A 22,288-nucleotide genomic window follows, 5' to 3' on the forward strand; every position below is an offset into this window, starting at 1 on the left:
CCCTTTCAGCGGCGATCGGGCAGGGAAATCGACATGACCGATTTCATGACCCGCGCCCGCGCCGCCGAACAGGCAATGCGCTCTGTGTTTCCCGCAACGCCGTTGCAGCGGAATGCCCATTTGTCTGACCGTTACGGGGCCGAAATCTGGCTCAAGCGTGAAGACCTCAGCCCGGTGCGGTCCTACAAGATTCGTGGTGCGTTCAACGCTATGCGCAAGCAGCAGGGGCAGGATCTGTTTGTCTGCGCCAGCGCGGGCAATCACGCGCAGGGTGTGGCCTATATGTGCAAGCATCTGGGCGTGCGGGGTGTGATCTTCATGCCGGTGACCACGCCGCAGCAGAAGATCCAGAAGACCCGCATCTTTGGCGGCGACAATATCGAGGTTCACCTGATCGGCGACTATTTCGATGACACACTGGCTGCCGCGCAGAAATGGTGCGCGGAACAGGGTGGCCATTTTCTGTCTCCTTTCGACGATGAGGATGTGATCGAGGGTCAGGCCTCGCTTGCGGCTGAGATTGAGGAACAACTGGGCAGCATTCCCGATCATGTGCTGTTGCCTGTGGGCGGTGGCGGCATGTCCGCAGGAGTAGCAACCTGGTTTGGCGACCGCACGCATTGTTTGTTTGTCGAGCCAGCGGGTGGGGCCTGTTTGCGCGCCGCGCTGGCAGCGGGGCATCCGGTGTCGCTGGACCATGTGGACAATTTTGTCGATGGCGCGGCGGTGGGCCGGATCGGTGAAAAACCCTTTGAGCTGCTGAAATCGCGTCACCTGTCGGATGTGCTGACATTGTCCGAAGACCGCATCTGCACCACCATGATTGAGATGCTGAATGTCGAGGGCATCGTGCTGGAGCCCGCCGGCGCGCTGGCGATCGAGGCGCTGGGCGATATTCAAAGCTTTATCCGGGGCAAGACCGTGGTGTGTGTGACCTCAGGCGGTAATTTCGATTTCGAACGCCTGCCCGAAGTCAAAGAGCGCGCCCAGCGATATTCCGGAGTGAAGAAATACTTCATCCTGCGCCTGCCGCAGCGCCCCGGAGCGTTGAAGGAGTTTCTGAACATCCTCGGCCCCGAAGATGACATCGCACGTTTCGAATACATGAAGAAATCGGCGCGCAATTTTGGATCGGTCCTGATCGGGATCGAAACCCGTAAGCCCGAGAATTTCATGCGTCTGTTCGCGCATCTGGATGAGGCCGGGTTCACCTATACGGACATCACCGAAGACGAGACATTGGCGCAGTTTGTGATCTAGCGCAGGTTTTCGGCAAGACCGGCCTGAAACAATGTTTTCGACTCGTCATAGGCCGCGAAAATCTCAGGTAGATCAACGGCGGCACTTTCACCCGCGGCAGCACGGCGCTCTCCGTCCTGGCAAAGCTTCGAGAAGCTATCAAATCCAAGGCTCAACGCGCTGCCTTTCAGGAAATGCAGGTTCTGTTCCATCTCGGAACGCCTTGCATCCTGGCGCAGCTTGGCAATTACCTCTTGCACTTCGTCCAGGAAAATCTCGACCACCTCGTCGAACTCATCCGCGCCGACCTCGTCGCGCAATTGCCTGACTCTGGACCACTGTATCATGCCACCCTCTTGCGGTTGGTCTGTGCATACCGTCACGGCGGTAAAGAAGTGGTTAAGCTCTAGGCGTGCGGTTTTTCACCAGATGTTAAACCAGCGGTCTTAGCGTTGGCTCAACTTAGATATTGGATGAGCGCAGGGATTTAATGGTGCCGGAAGTCGGTCAATCAGACAGCCGGGTTGAGCTGGACTTCGGCGCGATCCGTCGGGTTCTGGTGGTGGATGACAGCAGGCTGCAACGGCGGATTCTGGTTGCCTCACTTAAAAAGTGGGGGTTTGAGGTGCTTGAGGCCGATACGGGTGAGGCCGCGATTGACCTGTGTAAAGACAACAGACCTGACCTGGTGCTCAGCGATTGGGTCATGCCGGGGATGAGCGGGCTGGAATTCTGCCGCGCCTTTCGTGGGCTCGAAACCGAGCAATATAGCTATTTCATCCTGCTGACCTCAAAAAGCGAAAAGCAGGAGGTCGCGAAGGGACTGGATGCAGGGGCGGATGATTTCCTGATCAAACCGCTGGAGGCTGATGAGCTGCGCGCCCGCATTTCGGCCGGTGCCCGGATTCTGGACATGCAGCGTGAACTGTCCAAGAAAAACCGCCTGATCGAGACTGCATTGGATGAACTGAAACTGGCGCATGATGCCATTGACAAGGACCTGATGCAGGCTCGCAAAATTCAGGAATCTCTGGTGCCTGAACTGACCGGGCAATTTGGTAAGTCCCGCGTCAGCCTGTTGCTGAAACCTTGTGGTCATATCGGCGGCGATCTGGTGGGCATGTTCTCGCCCGGCGTCAATCGGCTGGGCTTCTACAGCATCGATGTCTCTGGCCACGGGATCACATCGGCGATGATGACGGCGCGGCTGGGTGGGTATCTGTCCAGCACGTATTTCGACCAGAACGTCGCGATGGAGCGGCGCTTCAACAAGTTCTACGCCTTGCTGCCGCCTGAGGAGGTCGCGGAGCAGCTGAACTCGCGCCTGATCGCCGATGCCGGGGTCGAGGAATATTTTACAATGGTCTACGCCATCGTCGATCTGCGCAACGGGCACGTGAAGATGGTGCAGGCCGGGCACCCACATCCTTTGCTGTTGCGCGCCGATGGCGGGGCTGAGTTTCTGGGCGAGGGCGGCTTGCCCATCGGCCTGTTACCGGATGTCTGCTTTCAGCAGACCGAAACTTATATGCAGCCTGGCGACAAGCTGCTGCTTCATTCTGATGGGTTCACTGAATGCCGCCTCAGGGATGGCAGCTTGCTGGATGAGGGCGGTCTGCAGCAGATGGCCACCGAGTGCCTGACCGAGAATGTTGGCTCAGAATTCCTGGACGATATGTTCTGGCACCTGACTCAGGTCATGTCGCCGGATCACGGGCTGGAGGATGACGTCTCGGCCGTGTTCTTCGAATATAACGGGACCTAAAGCAGCCCCTGCAGATGCCGCTGGGCGAAATAGGCATCCCCCTCATTGCCCAGCAGATGCACGGCGTCCGTGGTCTCCATCCACAAGGCTTCATGAAACGGCTCGGTCGGGGGACCGATACGGCGGACGGGGCGGGCGCGATAGATCAGGCAGATCTTCTCGGCCCACAGATCGTATTCGGGCATATAGGTAAACCGGCGGAACGCGCCCACGCGGCGCGGGGCGGCGATCAGCCAACCGGTTTCTTCGAACACTTCTCGGTGCAAGGCAGTGATCGGGGATTCGCCCGGATCGATGCCGCCGCCGGGCAGTTGCAGATCGGGGCCGGGTTCCAGTTGACAGGTCAGCAACAGGCGGTTGCCTTGCGGCAACAAGGAATAGACACCGACGCGTCGCGTATATGTCCGCCCGGCTTCGGGGCTTTCACCGAACCGTCTGATCATGTATGGCCCCTTTCAACCCAATCTGTTCGACCTATATGGTGGCGGTATGCCAACCTGTGGCGTGTAAGGAAACCCTCATGTCTCTTGGAACCAAAATCGCGTGGGACGATACCGTCCTGCCATTTCAACTCGATGTACCGGACATGCGTGGTCGCGTGGCCCGGCTGGATGGGGTGCTGGGCGGCATCCTGAAGCAGCATGACTACCCCGAAGTGGTCGAGGCACTGGTGGCTGAGATGGCCCTGCTGACCGCGTTGATCGGGCAAACGGTGTCGCTGCGCTGGAAGCTGTCTCTGCAGGTGCAATCCAAAGGCGCGGTGCGTATGATCGCGACCGATTATTATGCACCTCAGCAGGAAGGTGAACCCGCGCAGATCCGCGCCTATGCCAGCTTTGACAGGGATCGTCTGACCGACGCTGCCCCGTTTGATCAGGTGGGTGACGGGTACTTCGCGATCATGATCGACCAAGGCGAGGGCACGCATCCCTATCAGGGCATCACCCCGCTGGCCGGAGGATCGCTGAGCGCCTGTGCCGAGGCCTATTTTGCGCAGTCCGAACAGCTGCCGACCCGGTTCTCGCTCAGCTTCGGCAAATCGACCGAACCCGGTGTTGGTGAACACTGGCGCGCGGGTGGGATCATGCTGCAGCACATGCCCAAGGCCTCACCCTTTGCCGCATCGGGCGAGGGGACCGGAGAGATACTGACCGCCTCAGATCTGGTGGACGGTGAAGAAAGTGAGAACTGGGGCCGCGTCAATATCCTGCTCGACACCGTGGATGATCTGGAGATGATCGGGCCGTCGGTTGCGCCGACAGACTTGCTGGTGCGCCTGTTCCACGAGGAACAGCCTCGTGTCTATGATGCGCAGCAGGTAAAATTCGGTTGCACTTGTTCCGAAGATCGCGTGCGCCAAAGCCTGTCGATCTATTCGGCGCAGGATATTGCGACAATGACCACGGACGAAGGCACCGTCACAGCCGACTGTCAATTCTGCGGTGCGCATTATGTGCTGGACCCAGCGACCGTCGGGTTCGAAGCCGAAGGCCCGGATGGCGCGTGATCTGATCTCAGAGCTAACAGCGGCGCTGGGCCGTGACGGCTCCGGGTCCAGTGACTTTGACCTGAACCCCGAGACGGCGCTGCCAGCAGGGCGCAAACTGCGCCCTGCTGGCGTGTTAGTGCCTGTTTCACTGGCCTATGACGCACCTCGGGTGATCCTGACCAAGCGTTCGTCAGCGCTGAAGCACCACCCGGGGCAGATCGCTTTTCCGGGCGGCAAACAGGATGAAGGTGATGCGGATGTCACCGCTACGGCCTTGCGCGAAGCGCAGGAGGAGATCGGTTTGCCGACCGACTTGCCGCGTATTCTGGGTCATCTGCCGACACATGAAACGGTGACGTCTTTTGCGGTGACGCCGGTCGTTGCAGTGCTCGAAACGACTTTCGACACGATAGTCGAACCCGGCGAGGTGGATGAGGTTTTCTCGGTCCCGCTTGCGCATGTGTTGAACCCGGAGAATTATGTCGTCGAGTCGCGCCGCTGGCGTGGACAAAGGCGGTATTACTACGCTGTGCCCTATGGCCCCTATTACATCTGGGGCGCGACGGCGCGGATGTTGCGAGGGTTGGCGGCGCGGATGAGCGAATGAAGCGGATCACGGAAGACTGGATCGCAAAAAAGGCCACCCAGGATGTGTGTGCCGCACTGACCAAAGGCGGGGCGCAGGCCTTGTTTGTGGGCGGCTGCGTGCGCAACGCGTTGCTGCAGGCTCCGGTTTCTGACATCGATATTGCCACGGATGCAAGGCCTGAACGGGTGATGGAACTGGCGCAAAAGGCCGGGTTGAAACCGATCCCGACGGGGATTGATCATGGTACGGTGACGATTGTCAGCGGCGGCATCCCACATGAGGTCACCACTTTTCGCCGCGATGTCGAAACGGATGGCCGTCGTGCTGTCGTCGCTTTCTCCGATAAGGTCGAAGAAGACGCGGCGCGGCGCGATTTCACCATGAACGCGTTGTATGCCCGGCCCGACGGCACGATCCTCGATCCCTTGCACGGATTACCGGACCTGCAGACGCGTCGCGTGCGGTTTATCGGCGAGGCCAGCGATCGCATCCGCGAGGATTATCTGCGGTCGCTTAGATATTTCCGGTTTCACGCCTGGTATGGCGATGCGGATGAGGGGTTTGACCCCGATGCGCTTGATGCGATTGCCGCGAATTTGGACGAATTAGAGACACTTTCCCGCGAACGCGTCGGGGCCGAGATGTTGAAACTTCTGGCCGCGCCCGACCCCGCGCCGTCGGTCGCCGCCATGCGCAGCACGGGTGTTTTGGCACGGCTTTTGCCCGGCGCTGATGACCGGGCTTTGGCGATCCTGATCCAGCTGGAGCAAGACGCCCACGCCACGCCCGAAGCGATTCGTCGTTTGGCGGCGATTGCTCCGCCTGAGGTGGCCAAAACCCTACGTCTCAGCAAGGCACAGCTGCAGCGCCTGACCCGGATGCGGGATGAGGCGGCAGCAACGACCAGCGTCGCGGAACTTGGCTATCGTTATGGCGCGGAAGGTGGATTGCACGAGACGCTATTGCGCTGCGCATTTCTGGAACAGCCCTGGTCCGACGACCTGCGCCGCGCCTTGGAGCAAGGGGCCGCAGCCAGTTTTCCGATCAAGGCGGCGGATTTGATCCCCGCCTTCTCGGGCCCGGCGCTGGGCGCAAAACTGGCCGAGCTTGAGGCGCGCTGGATCGCGTCGGATTTCGCGCTCAGTCGCGAAGATTTGCTGGCGGACTAGCGGGAAGTCTCAAAAGGGGATGACAAACCCGATTTGATTTGGCAGGGTGCGCCTATCTCATAATGGAGGGAGGAATGCGAATGTATTACGGGATCTGGTTCGGCTAAAGCCCGGAACACGTGACCCGTAGGGGTGGTGTTCTGGCGCCATCTTTCTTCGCATGACCTATTTTCTGCTCAATCGGAGCACCCTCCATGTTTCGCTATTTCGAAAACCTTGTTGACCCTTTTGTCGCCTATGAAGAAGTCGATACGCCGCCCACGCGGCTTTGGCCCTTCATGCTGGACTATACCCGTCCGTTTTATCGCGTGTTCCTGTGGGCAGGCCTGATCTCGGTTGTCGTGGCCGCGGTCGAGGTCGGATTGATCTACTACATGGGCCGTGTCGTCGATCTGCTGTCCGACGCGCCATCAGAAGTCTGGCAAGCACACGGTACCGAGCTGATGCTGATGGCGGCGTTTGTCCTGCTGCTGCGGCCCTTGCTCCATGTCGTCGACGTGCTGTTGTTGAACAACGCAATCCTGCCGAATATCGGCACCATCTTCCGGTGGCGTGCGCATAAACATGTTTTGCGTCAGTCGGTTGGCTGGTTCGAGAATGATTTTGCCGGACGCATTGCCAACCGGATCATGCAGACCCCTCCGGCAGCGGGCGAGGCCGTTTTTCAGGTCTTCGACGCGATTTCGTTTTCGCTGGCCTATCTGGTCGGCGCGGGGATTCTGTTGATGGCAGCCGATCCCCGTCTGCTGCTGCCGCTGGTCATCTGGTTTGCGCTTTATGCGTTGCTGGTGCGCTGGGCGGTTCTGCGGGTCGGGCCGGCTTCCAAGGCCGCATCCGATGCGCGTTCGGCGGTGACGGGGCGCGTGGTGGACAGCTATACCAACATCCATTCGGTCAAGATGTTTGCCCATGACTCGCAGGAACTGGACTATGCCCGCGAAGCCATCGAGGAAACCCGGCACACCTTTCAGGTCGAGATGCGGATCTTCACCATCATGGATGCGGTGCTTGTCACGCTGAATGGCATGCTGATCGTTGGGGTTGTCGGCTGGGCGCTTGTTCTGTGGATGCAGGGCAGCGCCTCGGTTGGGGTGGTTGCAGCGGCGACAGCGCTGACGCTGCGGCTCAATTCCATGACCGGCTGGATCATGTGGGCCCTGACCAGTTTCTTTCGCCAGCTCGGCGTTGTCGCCGAAGGGATGGAGACCATCGCGCAGCCCATCGAACTGCTGGATGAGATCGAGGCCGAGCCCCTGCGGCTGGAGCAGGGACAGATCGAAATCCGCGATCTGTCGCATCATTATGGCCGCAAGGCCGGTGGGCTGGATCACGTCAACCTGACCATCAAACCGGGTGAAAAGATCGGCCTGATCGGACGTTCGGGCGCCGGGAAATCGACCCTGGTCAAGCTGCTTTTGCGGTTTTACGACGTGGAGCAGGGGGCGATCCTGATCGATGGTCAGGACATCTCGAAGGTGACGCAGGACAGTTTGCGCAGCCATATCGGGATGGTCCAGCAGGACAGCGCTCTGCTGCATCGTTCGGTGCGGGCCAATATCCTCTATGGCCGCCCCGGCGCGACCGAGGCGCAGATGAGAGATGCTGCGAAACAGGCCGAAGCGCATGAGTTTATCCTCGATCTGCAGGATCCGCAGGGCCGCATTGGCTATGATGCGCATGTGGGCGAGCGGGGCGTGAAACTGTCCGGTGGTCAGCGGCAGCGCGTGACCCTTGCGCGGGTGATCCTGAAAGACGCGCCGATTTTGCTGTTGGACGAGGCGACATCCGCCCTAGATTCCGAGGTCGAAGCTTCGATTCAGGAAACGCTCTACGGCATGATGCAAGGCAAGACCGTGATCGCCATCGCGCACCGGCTCAGCACGATTGCGCAGATGGACCGCATTCTGGTGATGGATGGTGGCCGCATCGTCGAACAGGGCGGTCATTCCGACCTGTTGGCGCAAGGAGGGCTTTACGCTCAGTTCTGGGCACGGCAATCTGGGGGCTTCCTGAACCCGGAGGCCGCTGAATGAGGATTGCCGACCTCATCCAACCGTTCAACGCCACCCAAACGCCCCCGCCGCAATCGCTGGGGGCGTTCATTCGCTGGGCCTTGTCCGGGGCGTGGCCGATGCTGTTTGTCGCAGCCGCCTTCTCGGCCACAGCGGGCGCGATGGAGGCCGGAACCGCGTGGATATTGGGGCGCGTGATCGACGTAGCCACGTCAGGCGGACCCGATGCCTTTCTGACCGGCGGCAATCTGTGGATGATCCTGGGCGCCGTGGCTTTTTTCATGCTGCTGCGTCCCGTGTTTTTCGGCCTGTCGGCCTTTTCGAACAACTATATCGTCATGCCCAATATCCCGCCGCTGGTTCTGGCCAAGCTGAACCATTGGACGCTAGGCCAATCGGTCACCTATTTCGACGATGATTTCGCGGGCCGGATCGCGCAAAAGCAGGTTCAGACGGCAACGGCGCTGACCTCTGTCGTGTCGGAAACGATCAGTGCAATCGTGTTTGCCTTGGCCTCGTTGGTGGGTTCTTTGCTTTTGTTAGGATCTATTCATCCGTTTGTCATGCTGCCCTTTGTGGCATGGCTTGTGGTCTATTTCCTGCTGGTGCGCTGGTATCTGCCGCGCATCCGCAAACGCTCGGGCGCGCGGGCGGGGGCACGGGCGATGGTGTCGGGGCAGATCGTGGATACGATCACCAATATCAAAACCGTCAAGCTGTTCGCCCATGCAAGGCACGAGGATGAAGCGGCGCGCAGCTCGATGGTCGATCTGCGCGAACGGTCGCTGGAGTTCGGGCTGCTCTCGGCCAGCTTCCGGCTGATCCTGATGACATTGGCGGGTGTTTTGCCGGTGATGCTGATAGGGGCAACGCTGTGGCTGTGGCAGGCAGGTAATGCGACCACGGGTGATATCGTCGCCGCAGGGGCGGTATCCGTGCGGATCTCACAAATGACCGGCTGGGTCAGTTTCACGCTGATGGGCCTTTATGCCAACGTCGGCGAGATCGAGAACGGGATGCATACCTTGACCAAGCGCGACCGGGTCGAGGATGCGATGACCGCCTCTGAGCTGATTGTCTCAGAAGGTGAGATTGCGTTTGATCATGTCAGTTTTGCTTATGGCCGCGATATTGGCGGTGTCTCCGATCTGCATTTCACCGCCGCACCAGGCGAAAAGCTGGGCATTGTGGGGGCGTCAGGTGCAGGAAAATCGACCTTGGTTTCGCTGCTGCTCAGGCTCTACGACGGCGAAAAAGGCGTTATTCGCATCGATGGGCAGGATGTCAACCAGGTCACTCAGGACAGCTTGCGCCGCCAGATCGGCATGGTCACGCAGGAAACCGCAATGTTCAATCGCTCGGCGCGTGAGAATATCCTCTATGGCCGCCCCGACGCATCCGAGGTCGAGTTGATCGAAGCCGCAACCAAGGCCGAGGCGCATGAATTTATCCTCGGGCTTGAGGATGCGCAGGGCCGTAAGGGCTATGATGCGCATCTGGGGGAACGGGGCGTGAAGCTCAGCGGTGGGCAACGGCAGCGGATCGCTCTGGCCCGCGCCATCTTGAAAGACGCACCGATTTTGGTGCTGGACGAAGCCACTTCGGCGCTGGATTCCGAGGTTGAAGCCTCGATTCAGGCTGCGCTGCATCGCGTGATGCAGGGCAAGACCGTTCTGGCAATCGCGCACCGCCTCTCTACACTCAGCGAAATGGACCGGATTATTGTTCTGGATCACGGTCACATCGTCGAAAGCGGCACGCATGAGGCATTATTAGAGCGCGGCGGGCTGTACGCCCGGTTCTGGCATCGCCAATCCGGCGGGTTCATTCAGGCGGAGGCCGCGGAATAAGGGGTTTTGTTGCGCCCAAACCCCGGCTATCAGGCCCCCATGACGCAGCACTACACCATAACCCGCCTTGGCCATCAGGGCGACGGGATCGCTGATGGCCCGATCTATGCCCCCCGCACGCTGCCGGGAGAGGTGGTCAGCGGTACGCTCAGCGGGCAGGTGCTGACGGATATCCGTGTCGAAACGCCATCGGAGCAGCGGGTGAAGGCACCGTGCCGCCATTACAAGGCTTGCGGCGGCTGCCAGCTGCAGCACGCCGCCGATGATTTTGTCGCCGATTGGAAGGTCGAGGTGGTGCGCACCGCGCTGGCCGCGCAGGGGCTCGATGCCCCGATGCGGCCCATTCATACCTCGCCCGAACATTCGCGCCGCCGCGCCACCATTGCCGTGCGCCGAACCAAAAAGGGCACTCTGGCCGGGTTCCATAGTCGCGCCTCGGATACGATCACCGAAATCCCCGATTGCCACCTGCTGCATCCTGCGCTGATTGACGCCATTCCGGTGGCCGAGGCGCTTGCGCTTTTGGGTGGTAGCCGCAAAGGCGTGTTGGCCGTAACGCTGACTCAGTCCGAAAGCGGACTGGATGTGGCGGTCAAAGGCGGCAAACTTCTGGATGGCCAGCTGGAACTGGCGCTGGCGCAGGCGACCGAACATCACGGGCTGGCAAGGCTCAGCTGGGACGATGAGGTCATCGCTATGCGCACTCCTCCGATCCAGCGCTTTGGCACCACCCATGTCACTCCACCGCCCGGCGCTTTCCTGCAGGCGACGAAGGACGGGGAACAAGCTCTATTACAGGCTGTTTCCGAGGCAACCCAGGACGCAAAGCGGATAGTCGATCTGTTCGCGGGCTGCGGTACCTTCTCTTTACTGCTGGCCCAATCGGCCGAGGTGCACGCGGTTGAGGGTGAAGCCGAGATGACCAGAGCCCTGGATCAGGGCTGGCGCAAGGCGCAAGGCCTGAAACAGGTCACAACCGAGGCGCGCGACCTGTTTCGCCGCCCTCTCATGCCCGATGAACTGCGGAAGTTCGATGCCGTTGTCCTCGACCCGCCGCGTGCGGGGGCCGAGGCGCAGGTGGCTGAGCTCGCCGAAGCCAAACGCCCAGTGATTGCGTATGTCTCATGCAATCCGGTGACCTTTGCCCGCGACGCAAAAATGTTGGTTAACGCCGGATATACCCTTGAATGGGTACAGGTGGTTGACCAATTTCGATGGTCGTCACACACCGAACTTGCCGCTCGGTTCGTCTTAAACAAATAGCCCTGAGATAAGGACCACCCGCATGGGGATCGCCCAACGTCTGCTGCCCGTCGTCGAAGCCCCGGCTTTCGGGAAATTCATCACCGGTGTGATTCTGTTCAACGCGATTCTGCTGGGGATGGAAACCTCACCCACGCTGATGGAGGTGGCGGGTCCGCTAATCGTGACGCTCGACAAACTGTGCCTCACCATCTTCGTTGTCGAAATCGTGATGAAGCTGATCGCCACCGGGCGCCGGTTCTTCACCAGCGGCTGGAATGTCTTTGACTTCGTGATCGTCGGTGTCGCCCTTGTACCCAGCGCCGGGGCGCTTTCGGTTCTGCGGGCGCTGCGTATCCTCCGGGTTCTGCGCGTCATCTCGGTCGCGCCTCGGCTGCGCCGGGTGGTCGAAGGGTTCATCTCGGCCTTGCCGGGCATGGCCAGCGTGTTCCTGCTGATGGCGATCCTGTTCTACATCGGGGCTGTGATCTCGACCAAACTGTTCTCGAACAGCTTTCCGGACTGGTTCGGCGATCTGGGCCTGTCGGCCTATACGCTATTCCAGATCATGACGCTGGAAAGCTGGTCCATGGGCATCGTCCGCCCGGTGATGGATATCTACCCATATGCCTGGTTGTTCTTTGTGCCCTTCATCATGGTGACCACATTCGCGGTGGTGAACCTGCTCGTCGGTCTGATCGTGAACTCGATGCAGGATGCCCATCATGCCGAGGATGAGGTAAAAACTGATGCTTACCGTGACGAGGTGCTCGAACGTTTGGAATCGATCGAACGCCGCCTGGCCGAGCAGTCGAACAGCAAAAAGTGATTTCAGTTTCGCACAAATCTGGCATAATAATTGGCAAAAAAGAGCAGCGGGCAGTGAAACTCATGGATCGTCGAGCATTTGGATTGGGGGCGATGGCAACGCTAAGCCTTTCGGCTTGTGCATCAGCCAGCCCTAAATTTTTGTCATATAACGGGCCCGAGGTGACCTCTCTGGTTATCAACAAGGGCGCGCGGAAACTCTATCTTCTGCATAATGAGCAGATTCTGAAGGAATATAAGGTCGATCTTGGGTTTGCGCCGATCGGCACCAAGACCAAGAAGGGCGACGGGCGCACGCCCGAGGGCACCTATCTGATCGACCGCCGCAATCCGCGCAGTCGCTATCACTTGTCGCTGGGCATTTCCTATCCGAACTCGGCCGATATCGCGCAAGCCAAGGCCGCGGGTGTCGATCCGGGTGGTGATATCTTTATCCATGGCCAGCCCAACCTGCGATCCGAGTTCAAGCGCGCGAAGAAAACCCCGGATTGGACGGCTGGTTGCATCGCCGTAACAAACGAAGAGATCGAAGAGATTTACGCGATGGTGAACGAGGGCACGGTCATCACCCTGCGCGCCTGATGTTAAGCGGTTTCCAGCTTTCGAACCCAAACAGCAGATAATCGCGCTGGTAGGCTTGCACTGCCAGCGTTTCTAACGGCGCATCGTAAATATGTTCCAGCGAGAATGGCATATCTGCCTGCACACCGATCGGGGTTACGGGATCTTGATGGCCTAGCTTGGCGGCGAGCGCGGGCAGAGCGGTCGCCATCTCATCCTCGCGCAGGATCAGGTCGGGCATGGCGAAACTGGCCATCCCCTCAAGCGTTTGCGCCTGACCGCACCATTCCCCGTCGACCCGGATCGGTGTCTGACCGGCCAGAATGCGTTGAAGCATTTCGAGGAATGCCGCAAACGCCTCCCGATGTTGATCAGGCGTGTAGTCGTCTTGATCAAGGGCCTCGGGAATCGGCAGCTCGTACCGTCTGCGCAACATATTGCGGATCTTTTTGTAGGCACCCGGCCCGGTACTAAGGATGCGGGAACAGAACACCGAATGCGCGCGCGCCAGCGGATGGCGCAGAACGGTGAATTTGCGATGCCCGGGATGCCCCTGCATCCAGCTGCGCATCTGTTTCTGATTGTGCCCGGTCAGCAAACCGTCCGGTTCGACACCGTCCAGATCAGCCATCCATTGCGCTACCTCGGCCTCGGGGCCGCCACGCACGGGCAGATACAACAGCGGTGTTCGTGGAGTGGCCACATAACGCGATACAGCCGGGCCGCGACGCGGTTCGTGATTGGGGAGGTGGTGCAGGCCAAACCGATCCTGATGCGACAACGCCTCTGCCATCTCTTGGGGATTGGTCACTTTCGAAAGCGCGGGCGCTGGGTTTTGTCGTTTCAGATGCTGATCCAGCGCTTCGAGCTGCTCATCGACCCCCAACCAAGCAGCAAGGCCGTTCAGGACCTCAAGATCGTTCAGATCTTCATAGTCGATACGGAAAGGCACCTGCCCCGTTCGTTGCAGGTGGCTTAGTACCGTCTGTTGAAAACTCTGCCGCTGCTGCAGTTGTTCGGCGAACTCATTGGTATCGAACGCAACCTGTGCCTCGCGCCGTTGTTTGATGTTGACCAGTTTCCACTGCTTGGTCTCCATCGCGATCTTCCACGACAGATAGCTGTCCAGTGGATTACGGGTAAGGATGATCTTGGCACAGCGTGGATCGTCCAGCATTGGCGAAAGGCCGCGCGTGTCATGATCGCTGAAAAAGCGAAACCCGTTGATTGCGCCGGGCGCGTTCCGGATTGCCTTGATCAGGGCATTCGGGTTTTCATCGCGCTCTTTCAGGGTGAAACCCAGAAGCTGATCCAGTTTCGGCAAACCGATGAAATACGGGTTGAACGCCTCCCCATGGCAGGTGATGCCCTCGAACGTGTTCAGATGCTGTTCCAACAGGTTCGATCCTGTGCGCATATCGGCCAGCACGATGAAAGTGTCAAAGGCGCGGGTCATTCAGGATTACTGCACCAGATAGGGTTTCTTGAAGGTCTTGGCTTGCGTGCCGAACACATCGTCGACCGGAAAATCCCCCATCAGATAGGGGTGCATCCCCTGGTTCTTGAGGTTTTGCAGGAACTTTCCAAACCCGGTCAGATCCACCATCGTCGGTGCTTCTGTCAGGTGGTTGGGCTGCGGTACGCCCATATCCTCAAGAATGGTCTGCAGCGGATCCATCGGAGATTCCACGAATTCCGCCATCGTCCAGGTTCGGATACGCGCCCTGGCCCTGGCCGTATCCAGAAGCTCCAACTGTTTGCTCTCCAGCTGTTGCAAGCGCGCCGCCTCGCACCGGATATCGGCAAAGTTCATGTTGGACCGGAACAGCGACACGGCCCAGGCACCGGTGACGATTGCGATCTGGGCGTTTTTATCGCGCACAAGGAACTCATTTATCTTCTGCGTATCCGCCGGGCAGAGTTGAAAGCACTGCCTCTCACCGCGGGTATTCCAGATCAGGTTCGACAGGAACGCATCAGGGTTATAGTCGCGCAAGGCGGCACAATCGCAGAGGCTGCCGTTGATCAGGGGCTCACCGCCTGCAAACTGCGCGTGGCCGGGGTGGAACAGGCGACCATGCACCCGCGCACCGGTGGTGTTGGCCAGCCAGGGTTCGAAATCTTCGAACAGCTCGGTAAAGCCCTGAAAAACCGAATAGGGATAAGCTGTTAAATTCAGCTCAGCTTTGTGACGTGGGAAGCGGCTTTGCATGTACAGCCCATCGCGCCCGCGCACTCTGCGTTCGACCGCTTTTGAGAACAGCCGGTCGATCTTGCCGGGATTGGGTTCCGCCGGGGTCATGGCGCTGCTCTGGTCGGTCAGAAAGGTCTGATACAACCGGTCCGCCTTGTACCAGACTTTGCGTGCCACAAAGCAGTCGGACCGGCGCAGCAGCTGCAGGTGGTCGTCATAGAACATATGCGGTCGACCCTGATAATCGAATTTCGACAGGGTCAGCGATCGGCTTTCGATATGGGTGGAATAGAGCCGCGCGAGCGTCTGGAAATAACTTTCGTCCGGGATCCAGACGCGCTGGAAATACTGATCATATTCCTCGCGCTTCGGGTCCTGCAGGATCGCGGACAGGGTTTGTCGAGTCAGGCACCACCACTGACTGCCCATATGGGGCACCAGCCCTTCGGGTATGGTGCGGCGCATCCCCAATGCGCGCTGCAGGCGCACGTAAGCGTCAAACAATCGACGCTGTTTGCGCCATGAGAACGGGAAGCGCAGGGTGAAACGCTCCAGATCCAGACCGCCCATGGTCCAGCTCACATCCCGTGTCGTGGCGCTTTCGATGAAGTCGACGCGGGGACGGTCGGCCAGATAGTCGATCAATTCGCGCACCGGGCGCAGGGGCAGACAGGCGCCCGAGGACAGATAGACGTGCCGGACATCCGGAAACCGTTCCAGCATCAGCGCAGCAGCGGATTGCGAGGCTGCGACAATTCCCCAACCGCCCCACTCACAGACATGCCGGTCCGAGAACTGGATCAGCGGATCGTCAGCACAGGCTGCCGCAAAGTCGGAGTAGGTTTTCCCGGGCACTTTGCGATCCACATGGATCACCACCGGGCAGCCCGAGGCCGTCCAATGCCGTGCCACCTGCTCGACCCGGTCGAGCGCGGTGTGGACCAGCATGACGATGCCGAGGCTCATGCCCAGTTTCCTTTCGACATCAGGCCAAGGATCTCAAGCTGGCGCCAGTTGATATATTTCTCGGACCATTTGTTCCAGAACACCGGATTATAGTCCAACTGCGTGGCATAGGCCTTGTATTCACCTGAGGCGCGATAATGTTCACCGCGCTGCATCTCTTCCCGCGCCTTGTCGCCCAACGTGTCGATCAGCTTGGCATGCAGTAGCGCGCCACTGGTTTTCTCGCCGCCCTTTTCCTCATAGACCTGATTGAGGCCGCGCGGCAGCAGCGCGTGGGTCGAGCTGACATAGGCATAGCGGCGATGCCATTTCACCAGCGGGATCTTGTTCAGTGCGGGGGCTTTCTTTGGTGCGTCCTGAAAGAACACCCGCGCCCGTGCACCGCCCTGTATCCACAGGTTTCCATAGGCCGGGTTGCGGGTGATCATGTAGTTTCCAGCGTCAAACCAGGGTGCCAGCTCGAACGGATTTTGCCCCTCGTCATAGGGCGCATCCTCAATCGTGCCCTCGGGGTACATGTCGATCAGCATGGTGCCGAAGCTGCGCACGCCGGTATCGTCCAGCCAATCGGTCAGCGCATCGATCGGGCGGGTGTCACAGAACGGGTAGACCAGAAACTCATCAGGATCGACCGTCAGCACCCAATGGCCATGGGCGTATGTGCGCAGCAGATAGTTCGACCAGTCCACGCCATAGGTCGACCGCTTGTAACTGGCATCGGCCCACCACACGGACACGTCGGATTGATCCGAGAGGTATTCGCGCGTGCCATCGTCGCTGTTGTTGTCGACAAACAGGAAATGGCTGACGCCCAGTTTGCGGTAATAGTCAAGGAAATAGGGCAGGCGGATCTTTTCGTTGCGTACGACGCTCATCAACAGAACGTCTTCGGGCCGGATCTGCGCGGTCTGGTTGCGGACCGCCTTCAATTCGCGCCGCTTGCGTAGGCAACGCAGCAGACGGCGCTTGCGCCGCAATCTCATGCGATAGGAATCCAAAAGGCTCACGCGGCTGCCCAACCCGTTTTGATACGTGTGCCTGCCCGGGGCCGCCTGGGGCCTGAGTGGTGCCGGACAATTAACGTTTTATGACACTTTCGCACCTTGTGAGGCAACGGGTTTAAATACGGTTTACTTCCCCGCTGTGGCCGGAAATCCCCCTGCGTTCATCAGACCGAGGGCCTGCAATTGTTGCCAATCGCGCAGCCGCTCGGATTGTGGGGTCCAAAGATCAGGTCTGCTGATGATCCCGTCGTAATAGGCACCGAACCGGTCCGGGTCGTGAAAATGCTGATGCCGCGTCTTCTCTGACCGGGACTTTTCGATGACTTCGGGCAGGAATTTGGTGTGCAGCAGCACGCCCGACGGGGCCTGCCCTTCTGGCCCGTCATAGGTAAAGTTCAACCCGCGCGGCAGAGCGGAATGGCAGGAGTTCACATAAGCCATGCGCCGCGACCAGCGCACCAGCGGGATTTTGTTCAGCGTTGGGGATTTCTTCGGCTGATCAGCAAAAAACGCCCGCTCACGCACCCCGCCCTGAACCCACAGGTTGCCCAAAGGCTGCTGGCGCTGGGCGCGATAGGGCGCGGGGTCAAACCAACTCAGAATCTGGGTCGGGTCGGCTTCAGGGTCATGGGTTTGTGTCCCCAAATGCCCTTTGGGGTACAGGTCCAGCATCAACGCGCCAAACGCGGCTTGATCCTGCGCATCCAGCCATGCGGTCAGGTCTTGCAACGGGCGTGTTTCATGATGGGCATAGATCAGCAGTTCATCGGCATCGACCATCAGCGTCCAGTGGCCGTGGCCATAGCGCATCTGCAACCATGTCAGCCAGTCCAGCCCAAACCGCGCCGCGCGGTAGCTGGCTTTGGTCTGCCACAGCGATACGTCGGGCTGTTCCGACAGGTAAGCGACCGAACCATCGTCGCTGCCATTGTCCACCATCAGAAAGTGATTAACGCCCAGCCTGCGATAGTGATGGAAGAACCAGGGCAGACGGGTGATTTCGTTGCGCAGGGTGGTGAAGGCCAGAATGTCACCCGGTTTGATCTGGTTTGTCCGATCTGAAAGCACCGTCAGTTGATGACGGCTGCGAAACGATCGCCACAACAACCGCCGGCGTTTCAGGCGCAGCTTATAGCGCTGCACCCAATTCAGCGGCTGATCTTGTGTACTCACGTCGAATAGCTGCCGGTCTGATGCCAGCGCCACGCATCGGTGATCATCGTCTCTAACGTGGATCTTTTAGGCGTCCAGCCCAGCTCTTCTTCGGCCCGGACCGAGCCCGAGACGAGCCGTGTGCAATCCCCTGCACGTCGCGGCCCAATCGTATAGGGCACTTCGCGGTTGGTGACGGCTTTGGAATGCTCGATCACCTCCATCACCGAAAAGCCCGATCCGGTGCCCAGATTGAATACGCGGCTGTCCTTGCCCTGCTCCAGCCAGTGCAGCCCCAGAACATGCGCATCAACCAGATCGCAAACATGCACGTAGTCGCGAATGCAGGTGCCATCGGGCGTATCATAGTCCGTACCAAACACGGTCAGCCCGTCACGCTCACCCGCGATGGCATCCAGCATCAGCGGTACCAGATGCGTTTCAGGCTGATGAAACTCGCCAACCTCCGCCTCGGGGTCAGCGCCAGCGACGTTGAAATAGCGGAAGATCACATGGTTCAGCCCATGAGCCGCTTGAAAGTCGCGCAGGATATCCTCGATGGCCCGCTTTGACGCGCCATAAGCGTTCAGGGGGTGCTGAGGCGTCGCCTCATCCAGAACCACATTGTCATGGTCGCCATAGGTGGCGCAGGTCGAGGAAAAGACGAAGTTCAGGCATCCCGCATCCACTGCTGCCTGGATCAGGTTCAAGGACCCGGTCACGTTATTCGACCAGTATTTTCCCGGCTCGTTCATCGCTTCGCCCACTTGGCTGAGGGCGGCGAAATGCATCACGGCGGCGGGTTGGTATCTGGTAAACACTTCATCCAGCCGGGCGCGATCCATCAGGTCGCCTTGTTCGAAGGGTCCAAATTTCACCGCGTCCCGCCAACCCGTGATCAGATTGTCATAGGTCACCGGAACATAACCCGCCTGCGCCAATGCTTTACAGGCGTGCGATCCGATATAGCCAGCGCCGCCGGTGACCAGAATATGGATCATTCCAGTCCCATCGCGGCCATCATCTCCTCGATCTTGGCGACGTCTTGTGGGTTGTTCAGCTCCCAGAACTGACGGCCTTTTGCCTCGACCTCGACGCACAGAACCTTGCGGCCGTTTTCTATAAACCGCAGCTGCTCTAGCCCTTCCAGAGTTTCCAGCGGACCGCTTGTCCAGCCGGGATAGGCCGCCAGCGCGTCGGGACGATAGGCATAGACACCGACATGGTGGAACACCGGGGTCGGGTCGGTGCTGGAATAGGTCTCGGCGGTATAGGGAATTACCTCTTTCGAGAAATAAAGCGCGCTGTGATCGTTCCCGAACACCGCCGTCGTGCCACCCACACGGCCATGTTTGCGGTCATTCAGCAACCCGTTCAGCGCATCGCCATCACAGCGCAGAACCGGGGTGGCCACACCAGCCTCAGGCGCGGCGCGCAACCCGTTGATCAGGTCTTCGACGAACCAATGCGGGGTCAGCGGCGCGTCGCCCTGCAGGTTAACCACGATATCATATCCACCGCCCAGCACCGCATGCGCCTCAGCGCAGCGTTCGGTGCCATTGCGGCAGGTGTCCGAGGTCATCACCACCTCGGCCCCGAAACCCTCGGCGACTTCGCGGATGCGGTCGTCATCGGTGGCCACAACCACACGGTCCACGCCCGAAACGGATATCGCCGCGCGCCAGGACCGTTCGATTAAAGTCATGCTGGCCCCATTGGCGCCGGTCAGCGGCACCAGAGGTTTGCCCGGATAGCGGGTCGAGGCATAGCGGGCGGGAATGGCGATCAATACAGACATCAGGCTTCCTTCAGATCTACGCCCGGAGCATAGGCGATGAAAAACGGGTTGGCATAGCTGTCCTTGCCATAGGTCAGCGGCGAATGGTCGTCAAAACGCACCACATCGCCGCCAGCACCGGCCAGAACGGCATGGCCTGCGGCAGTGTCCCACTCCATCGTGCGACCCACGCGAGGGTAGAGGTCGGCCTCGCCGGTCGCAACCAGACAGAACTTCAGCGACGACCCGGCGCTCTTGCTGTCGCGCACCTGATATTTGTTGATGTAATCCTCGGTTGCCTGATCCCGGTGCGACTTGGACGCAACGATCATCAACGCCGAATTGTCCGGTTTAGAGACTGATATCGGTGACAGAGCGCCCGGCTGATCTTTGTCCAGGACACCGGTTTCCTCGACCGATTGCCCATCAGCCTGAGTATAGAACATCCGGCCCCGCGCCGGCGCATACACCACGCCTCGCGTCGGCACGCCACTCTCGACCAGCGCGATATTCACCGTGAAATCACCGCGCCGGTTGATGAATTCCTTGGTACCGTCCAGAGGATCAACGATCAGGAAAGTCTCACCCTTTTCCGAATGCGAGGCCGCCTGTTCCTCGGTCACCAGCAGGATATCGGGAAAGGCCTCGCGCAAGCCCTCTGAGATCAGCGCATCCGCCGCCTCGTCCGCCTCGGTCACCGGGCTGGAATCGGATTTGACTTTGACGTCGAAATCATCCGCCTCATAGATCTGCATGATCTTGTCCCCGGCCTGAAGGGCCAGCCGCCGGATGACGGGAATTAGGGCGTCATAGGTCACAAAAAAGCTCCGTTCCTGAGGTTTGTTGATCCGTGTTGCTGACGGACTTATGATGCGGCGGATACGGAACGGCAAGAATTTCGTGCCACAGTCGCGGGCAACGCAGCAGAAAAGAGCAGTCGAGTGTTCAAGTATCAAAGAAATCGGTCACTGCTGGGCGGGGCCTTCACCACGGCCGAACTGATTTTTCACGCGGTGGTGCGCAATATCCGCTCACAGCATGCCAATGCCGTGATGGCGATCATTATCAACATTCTTCAGGTGGTTGTGGTTGCAACCGCATTTTATTTCATCCTGTCCTTCATGGGCACACGGATTGCAAAAATCCGGGGTGAGTTCATTCTGTTTCTGCTGTCTGGCGTGTTTCTGTTCATCACGCATATCAAAACGGTTGGGGCCGTTTCTGGTGTAGGGACTGGCAACAATCCGATGACACTACATTCACCGATGACCATGATGGTGATGCTTTCGGCTGCGGCCTTCGGGGCGCTATATACGCAGCTGATGTCGATCCTGATAATCCTGTTTGTCTACAGCGTGACAGTCTCACCGCTCGAGATTCAGGAACCTGGCGGAGCCTTTGCGATGCTGGTGTTGGCGTGGTTTACAGGATGCGCAGTCGGGCTGGTCTTTCTGTCGATCAAGCCGTGGTTTCCAAACACGGCGACGATCCTGAACAACGTCTATCGCCGCATGAACATGGTCTTTTCCGGCAAGATGTTCGTGGGTAATGCGCTGGGTGGTTTCATGTTGACCATGTTCGCCTGGAACCCACTGTTTCATATCATCGACCAGTGCCGGGGCTTTGTGTTCCGCAATTATTTTCCCCGCAACAGCAGCTGGGAATACGCGCTTTGGGTCGGCATTGTTTTGACCATGATCGGGCTGTTGGCCGAGTTCTATACCCGCAAGCAGGTCTCGAAAAGCTGGGATGCGCGGCGCTGATCTTTGCCAGCCGCCCAATTTGTTCCGAAAACCGGCTCCCACTTGTCGGATTGCGCTTCAGGTCGCAACCCGTAGCGTCAGGTTGATCCGCCCGCCCTTCGGCAGCAACCGGGATGAGCCGAACCGGATGCGATCCACCCCGTGATAGGCCAGCCGTGCCGGGCCGCCCATGATCACCACATCGCCCGAGCTCAGCCAGATCGACTCGGTCTTGCCGCCGCGCGTGGTGTTGCCGATGCGGAACAGGGCGTCGTCGCCCAATGAGATTGACAGAACCGGCCACGAGAAATCGGCCTCATCCTTGTCCTGGTGCAGGCCCATCCGGGTGCCTTCGCCGTAGTAATTGATCAAACAGCAATCGGGTTTCCGGTCCGCGCCAGTTAAGTCCTGCCAGATCGCCAAAATCTCATCCGGAATCGCGGGCCATGTCATGCCCTTTGGATGGCTGTCCTGATACCGATACCCCGTCCGATCTGTGACCCAGCCCAACGCCCCGGCCGAGGTCATGCGCACCGACATCTCCTTGCCCGAAGGCGTGACGGGCCGATAGAGCGGCGCAGCTTTCAGAATCGGTCGTAGCAGGTCAATCAAACCAGCTTGCGCCACCGCATCCAGATAGCCCTTGCGGATATCAAATCCGCGCAAAAGCAGCCGCGCCATTCAAGATTCCCCAAACCTTGCCAAAACC

The 22,288-nt window shown here is 59.3% G+C and carries 21 protein-coding genes; 11 read left to right on the top strand and 10 right to left on the bottom strand.

From position 1 onward, the window contains the following. Nucleotides 1-33: 33 nt before the first annotated feature. The gene (gene ilvA, locus ACR0NF_RS09585; protein ID WP_480471347.1) at nt 34-1,260 is read left to right on the top strand and encodes a threonine ammonia-lyase IlvA; all 1,227 of its coding nucleotides are present in this window, start codon (nt 34-36) and stop codon (nt 1,258-1,260) included. On the opposite strand, the gene ACR0NF_RS09590 is transcribed toward ilvA, so the two are convergent. Continuing rightward, nucleotides 1,257-1,586: an Hpt domain-containing protein gene (locus ACR0NF_RS09590; RefSeq protein WP_480778152.1), complete on the bottom strand. Its 330-nt coding sequence runs from the start codon at nt 1,584-1,586 to the stop codon at nt 1,257-1,259. The genes ilvA and ACR0NF_RS09590 overlap by 4 nt on opposite strands. A gap of 143 nt (nt 1,587-1,729) precedes the next feature. Here ACR0NF_RS09590 and ACR0NF_RS09595 point away from each other — a divergent pair, with 143 nt between their 5' ends. Continuing rightward, nucleotides 1,730-3,004: a PP2C family protein-serine/threonine phosphatase gene (locus ACR0NF_RS09595; protein WP_480471349.1), complete on the top strand. Its 1,275-nt coding sequence runs from the start codon at nt 1,730-1,732 to the stop codon at nt 3,002-3,004. Here ACR0NF_RS09595 and ACR0NF_RS09600 read toward each other — a convergent pair. Continuing rightward, nucleotides 3,001-3,447, bottom strand: coding sequence for an NUDIX hydrolase (locus ACR0NF_RS09600; RefSeq protein ID WP_480471350.1), 447 nt, complete (start codon nt 3,445-3,447; stop codon nt 3,001-3,003). The two genes, ACR0NF_RS09595 and ACR0NF_RS09600, sit on opposite strands and share 4 nt — an antisense overlap. Before the next feature lie 77 nt (nt 3,448-3,524). Here ACR0NF_RS09600 and hslO point away from each other — a divergent pair, with 77 nt between their 5' ends. The 8 genes from hslO to ACR0NF_RS09640 all read left to right on the top strand — a co-directional run bounded on the left by hslO (nt 3,525) and on the right by ACR0NF_RS09640 (nt 12,765). Continuing rightward, the gene (gene hslO / locus ACR0NF_RS09605) at nt 3,525-4,511 is read left to right on the top strand and encodes an Hsp33 family molecular chaperone HslO (protein ID WP_480778153.1); all 987 of its coding nucleotides are present in this window, start codon (nt 3,525-3,527) and stop codon (nt 4,509-4,511) included. Continuing rightward, nucleotides 4,501-5,100, top strand: coding sequence for a CoA pyrophosphatase (locus ACR0NF_RS09610; RefSeq protein ID WP_480660145.1), 600 nt, complete (start codon nt 4,501-4,503; stop codon nt 5,098-5,100). Before hslO ends, ACR0NF_RS09610 begins: the two co-directional genes overlap by 11 nt. Continuing rightward, nucleotides 5,097-6,251, top strand: coding sequence for a CCA tRNA nucleotidyltransferase (locus ACR0NF_RS09615; RefSeq protein ID WP_480778154.1), 1,155 nt, complete (start codon nt 5,097-5,099; stop codon nt 6,249-6,251). The genes ACR0NF_RS09610 and ACR0NF_RS09615 overlap by 4 nt, the downstream gene beginning before the upstream one ends. Before the next feature lie 194 nt (nt 6,252-6,445). Then, nucleotides 6,446-8,284 (top strand): ABC transporter ATP-binding protein, encoded by a 1,839-nt coding sequence (locus ACR0NF_RS09620; protein ID WP_480778155.1) that lies wholly within the window; start codon nt 6,446-6,448, stop codon nt 8,282-8,284. After that, complete coding sequence (locus tag ACR0NF_RS09625; RefSeq protein WP_480667734.1) at nt 8,281-10,113, top strand: ABC transporter ATP-binding protein; 1,833 nt, start codon at nt 8,281-8,283, stop codon at nt 10,111-10,113. The genes ACR0NF_RS09620 and ACR0NF_RS09625 overlap by 4 nt, the downstream gene beginning before the upstream one ends. A gap of 39 nt (nt 10,114-10,152) precedes the next feature. Continuing rightward, on the top strand, nt 10,153-11,376 hold the full coding sequence (locus ACR0NF_RS09630) for a class I SAM-dependent RNA methyltransferase (protein ID WP_480778156.1): 1,224 nt from the start codon (nt 10,153-10,155) through the stop codon (nt 11,374-11,376). Nucleotides 11,377-11,398: 22 nt separating this feature from the next. Next, nucleotides 11,399-12,184: an ion transporter gene (locus ACR0NF_RS09635; RefSeq protein WP_480778157.1), complete on the top strand. Its 786-nt coding sequence runs from the start codon at nt 11,399-11,401 to the stop codon at nt 12,182-12,184. A 62-nt stretch (nt 12,185-12,246) separates the two neighbouring features. Then, nucleotides 12,247-12,765, top strand: a complete 519-nt coding sequence (locus ACR0NF_RS09640) for a L,D-transpeptidase family protein (RefSeq protein ID WP_480778158.1) — start codon at nt 12,247-12,249, stop codon at nt 12,763-12,765. Here ACR0NF_RS09640 and ACR0NF_RS09645 read toward each other — a convergent pair. From ACR0NF_RS09645 to cysQ, 7 genes are all read right to left on the bottom strand, one after another. Then, nucleotides 12,749-14,200, bottom strand: coding sequence for a nodulation protein NodH (locus tag ACR0NF_RS09645; RefSeq protein ID WP_480778159.1), 1,452 nt, complete (start codon nt 14,198-14,200; stop codon nt 12,749-12,751). The two genes, ACR0NF_RS09640 and ACR0NF_RS09645, sit on opposite strands and share 17 nt — an antisense overlap. A 6-nt stretch (nt 14,201-14,206) precedes the next feature. Beyond that, on the bottom strand, nt 14,207-15,904 hold the full coding sequence (locus ACR0NF_RS09650; protein WP_480778160.1) for a DUF5927 domain-containing protein: 1,698 nt from the start codon (nt 15,902-15,904) through the stop codon (nt 14,207-14,209). Further along, a complete protein-coding gene (locus ACR0NF_RS09655; protein WP_480667805.1) occupies nt 15,901-16,887 on the bottom strand; it encodes a glycosyltransferase family 2 protein in 987 nt (328 codons plus the stop codon). Before ACR0NF_RS09655 ends, ACR0NF_RS09650 begins: the two co-directional genes overlap by 4 nt. 147 nt (nt 16,888-17,034) lie before the next feature. Further along, entirely contained in the window at nt 17,035-18,081 is a 1,047-nt protein-coding gene (locus tag ACR0NF_RS09660; RefSeq protein ID WP_480778161.1) for a glycosyltransferase family 2 protein, read from the bottom strand. Further along, nucleotides 18,078-19,061 (bottom strand): UDP-glucose 4-epimerase GalE, encoded by a 984-nt coding sequence (gene galE, locus ACR0NF_RS09665; protein ID WP_480778162.1) that lies wholly within the window; start codon nt 19,059-19,061, stop codon nt 18,078-18,080. The genes ACR0NF_RS09660 and galE overlap by 4 nt, the downstream gene beginning before the upstream one ends. After that, on the bottom strand, nt 19,058-19,858 hold the full coding sequence (locus tag ACR0NF_RS09670) for a 3-deoxy-manno-octulosonate cytidylyltransferase family protein (protein ID WP_480471364.1): 801 nt from the start codon (nt 19,856-19,858) through the stop codon (nt 19,058-19,060). The genes galE and ACR0NF_RS09670 overlap by 4 nt, the downstream gene beginning before the upstream one ends. After that, nucleotides 19,858-20,655, bottom strand: a complete 798-nt coding sequence (gene cysQ / locus ACR0NF_RS09675; RefSeq protein WP_480778163.1) for a 3'(2'),5'-bisphosphate nucleotidase CysQ — start codon at nt 20,653-20,655, stop codon at nt 19,858-19,860. Before cysQ ends, ACR0NF_RS09670 begins: the two co-directional genes overlap by 1 nt. 123 nt (nt 20,656-20,778) lie before the next feature. On the opposite strand from cysQ, the gene ACR0NF_RS09680 reads away from it, so the two are divergent. Beyond that, on the top strand, nt 20,779-21,600 hold the full coding sequence (locus ACR0NF_RS09680; protein WP_480471366.1) for an ABC transporter permease: 822 nt from the start codon (nt 20,779-20,781) through the stop codon (nt 21,598-21,600). Between the two features lie 57 nt (nt 21,601-21,657). Here ACR0NF_RS09680 and ACR0NF_RS09685 read toward each other — a convergent pair whose 3' ends face one another. Beyond that, nucleotides 21,658-22,260, bottom strand: coding sequence for an alpha-ketoglutarate-dependent dioxygenase AlkB family protein (locus ACR0NF_RS09685; RefSeq protein WP_480660157.1), 603 nt, complete (start codon nt 22,258-22,260; stop codon nt 21,658-21,660). Nucleotides 22,261-22,288 lie beyond the last annotated feature (28 nt).

The organism is Ruegeria sp. CF4 (assembly GCF_056537345.1).

What these genes read in the sequence shown, in the direction of transcription:
- ilvA (WP_480471347.1), top strand. Translation starts at nt 34, where the DNA reads ATGACCGATTTCATGACCCGCGCCCGCGCCGCCGAACAGGCAATGCGC.
- ACR0NF_RS09590 (WP_480778152.1), bottom strand. Translation starts at nt 1,586, where the DNA reads ATGATACAGTGGTCCAGAGTCAGGCAATTGCGCGACGAGGTCGGCGCG.
- ACR0NF_RS09595 (WP_480471349.1), top strand. Translation starts at nt 1,730, where the DNA reads ATGGTGCCGGAAGTCGGTCAATCAGACAGCCGGGTTGAGCTGGACTTC.
- ACR0NF_RS09600 (WP_480471350.1), bottom strand. Translation starts at nt 3,447, where the DNA reads ATGATCAGACGGTTCGGTGAAAGCCCCGAAGCCGGGCGGACATATACG.
- hslO (WP_480778153.1), top strand. Translation starts at nt 3,525, where the DNA reads ATGTCTCTTGGAACCAAAATCGCGTGGGACGATACCGTCCTGCCATTT.
- ACR0NF_RS09610 (WP_480660145.1), top strand. Translation starts at nt 4,501, where the DNA reads ATGGCGCGTGATCTGATCTCAGAGCTAACAGCGGCGCTGGGCCGTGAC.
- ACR0NF_RS09615 (WP_480778154.1), top strand. Translation starts at nt 5,097, where the DNA reads ATGAAGCGGATCACGGAAGACTGGATCGCAAAAAAGGCCACCCAGGAT.
- ACR0NF_RS09620 (WP_480778155.1), top strand. Translation starts at nt 6,446, where the DNA reads ATGTTTCGCTATTTCGAAAACCTTGTTGACCCTTTTGTCGCCTATGAA.
- ACR0NF_RS09625 (WP_480667734.1), top strand. Translation starts at nt 8,281, where the DNA reads ATGAGGATTGCCGACCTCATCCAACCGTTCAACGCCACCCAAACGCCC.
- ACR0NF_RS09630 (WP_480778156.1), top strand. Translation starts at nt 10,153, where the DNA reads ATGACGCAGCACTACACCATAACCCGCCTTGGCCATCAGGGCGACGGG.
- ACR0NF_RS09635 (WP_480778157.1), top strand. Translation starts at nt 11,399, where the DNA reads ATGGGGATCGCCCAACGTCTGCTGCCCGTCGTCGAAGCCCCGGCTTTC.
- ACR0NF_RS09640 (WP_480778158.1), top strand. Translation starts at nt 12,247, where the DNA reads ATGGATCGTCGAGCATTTGGATTGGGGGCGATGGCAACGCTAAGCCTT.
- ACR0NF_RS09645 (WP_480778159.1), bottom strand. Translation starts at nt 14,200, where the DNA reads ATGACCCGCGCCTTTGACACTTTCATCGTGCTGGCCGATATGCGCACA.
- ACR0NF_RS09650 (WP_480778160.1), bottom strand. Translation starts at nt 15,904, where the DNA reads ATGAGCCTCGGCATCGTCATGCTGGTCCACACCGCGCTCGACCGGGTC.
- ACR0NF_RS09655 (WP_480667805.1), bottom strand. Translation starts at nt 16,887, where the DNA reads ATGAGATTGCGGCGCAAGCGCCGTCTGCTGCGTTGCCTACGCAAGCGG.
- galE (WP_480778162.1), bottom strand. Translation starts at nt 19,061, where the DNA reads ATGATCCATATTCTGGTCACCGGCGGCGCTGGCTATATCGGATCGCAC.
- ACR0NF_RS09670 (WP_480471364.1), bottom strand. Translation starts at nt 19,858, where the DNA reads ATGTCTGTATTGATCGCCATTCCCGCCCGCTATGCCTCGACCCGCTAT.
- ACR0NF_RS09685 (WP_480660157.1), bottom strand. Translation starts at nt 22,260, where the DNA reads ATGGCGCGGCTGCTTTTGCGCGGATTTGATATCCGCAAGGGCTATCTG.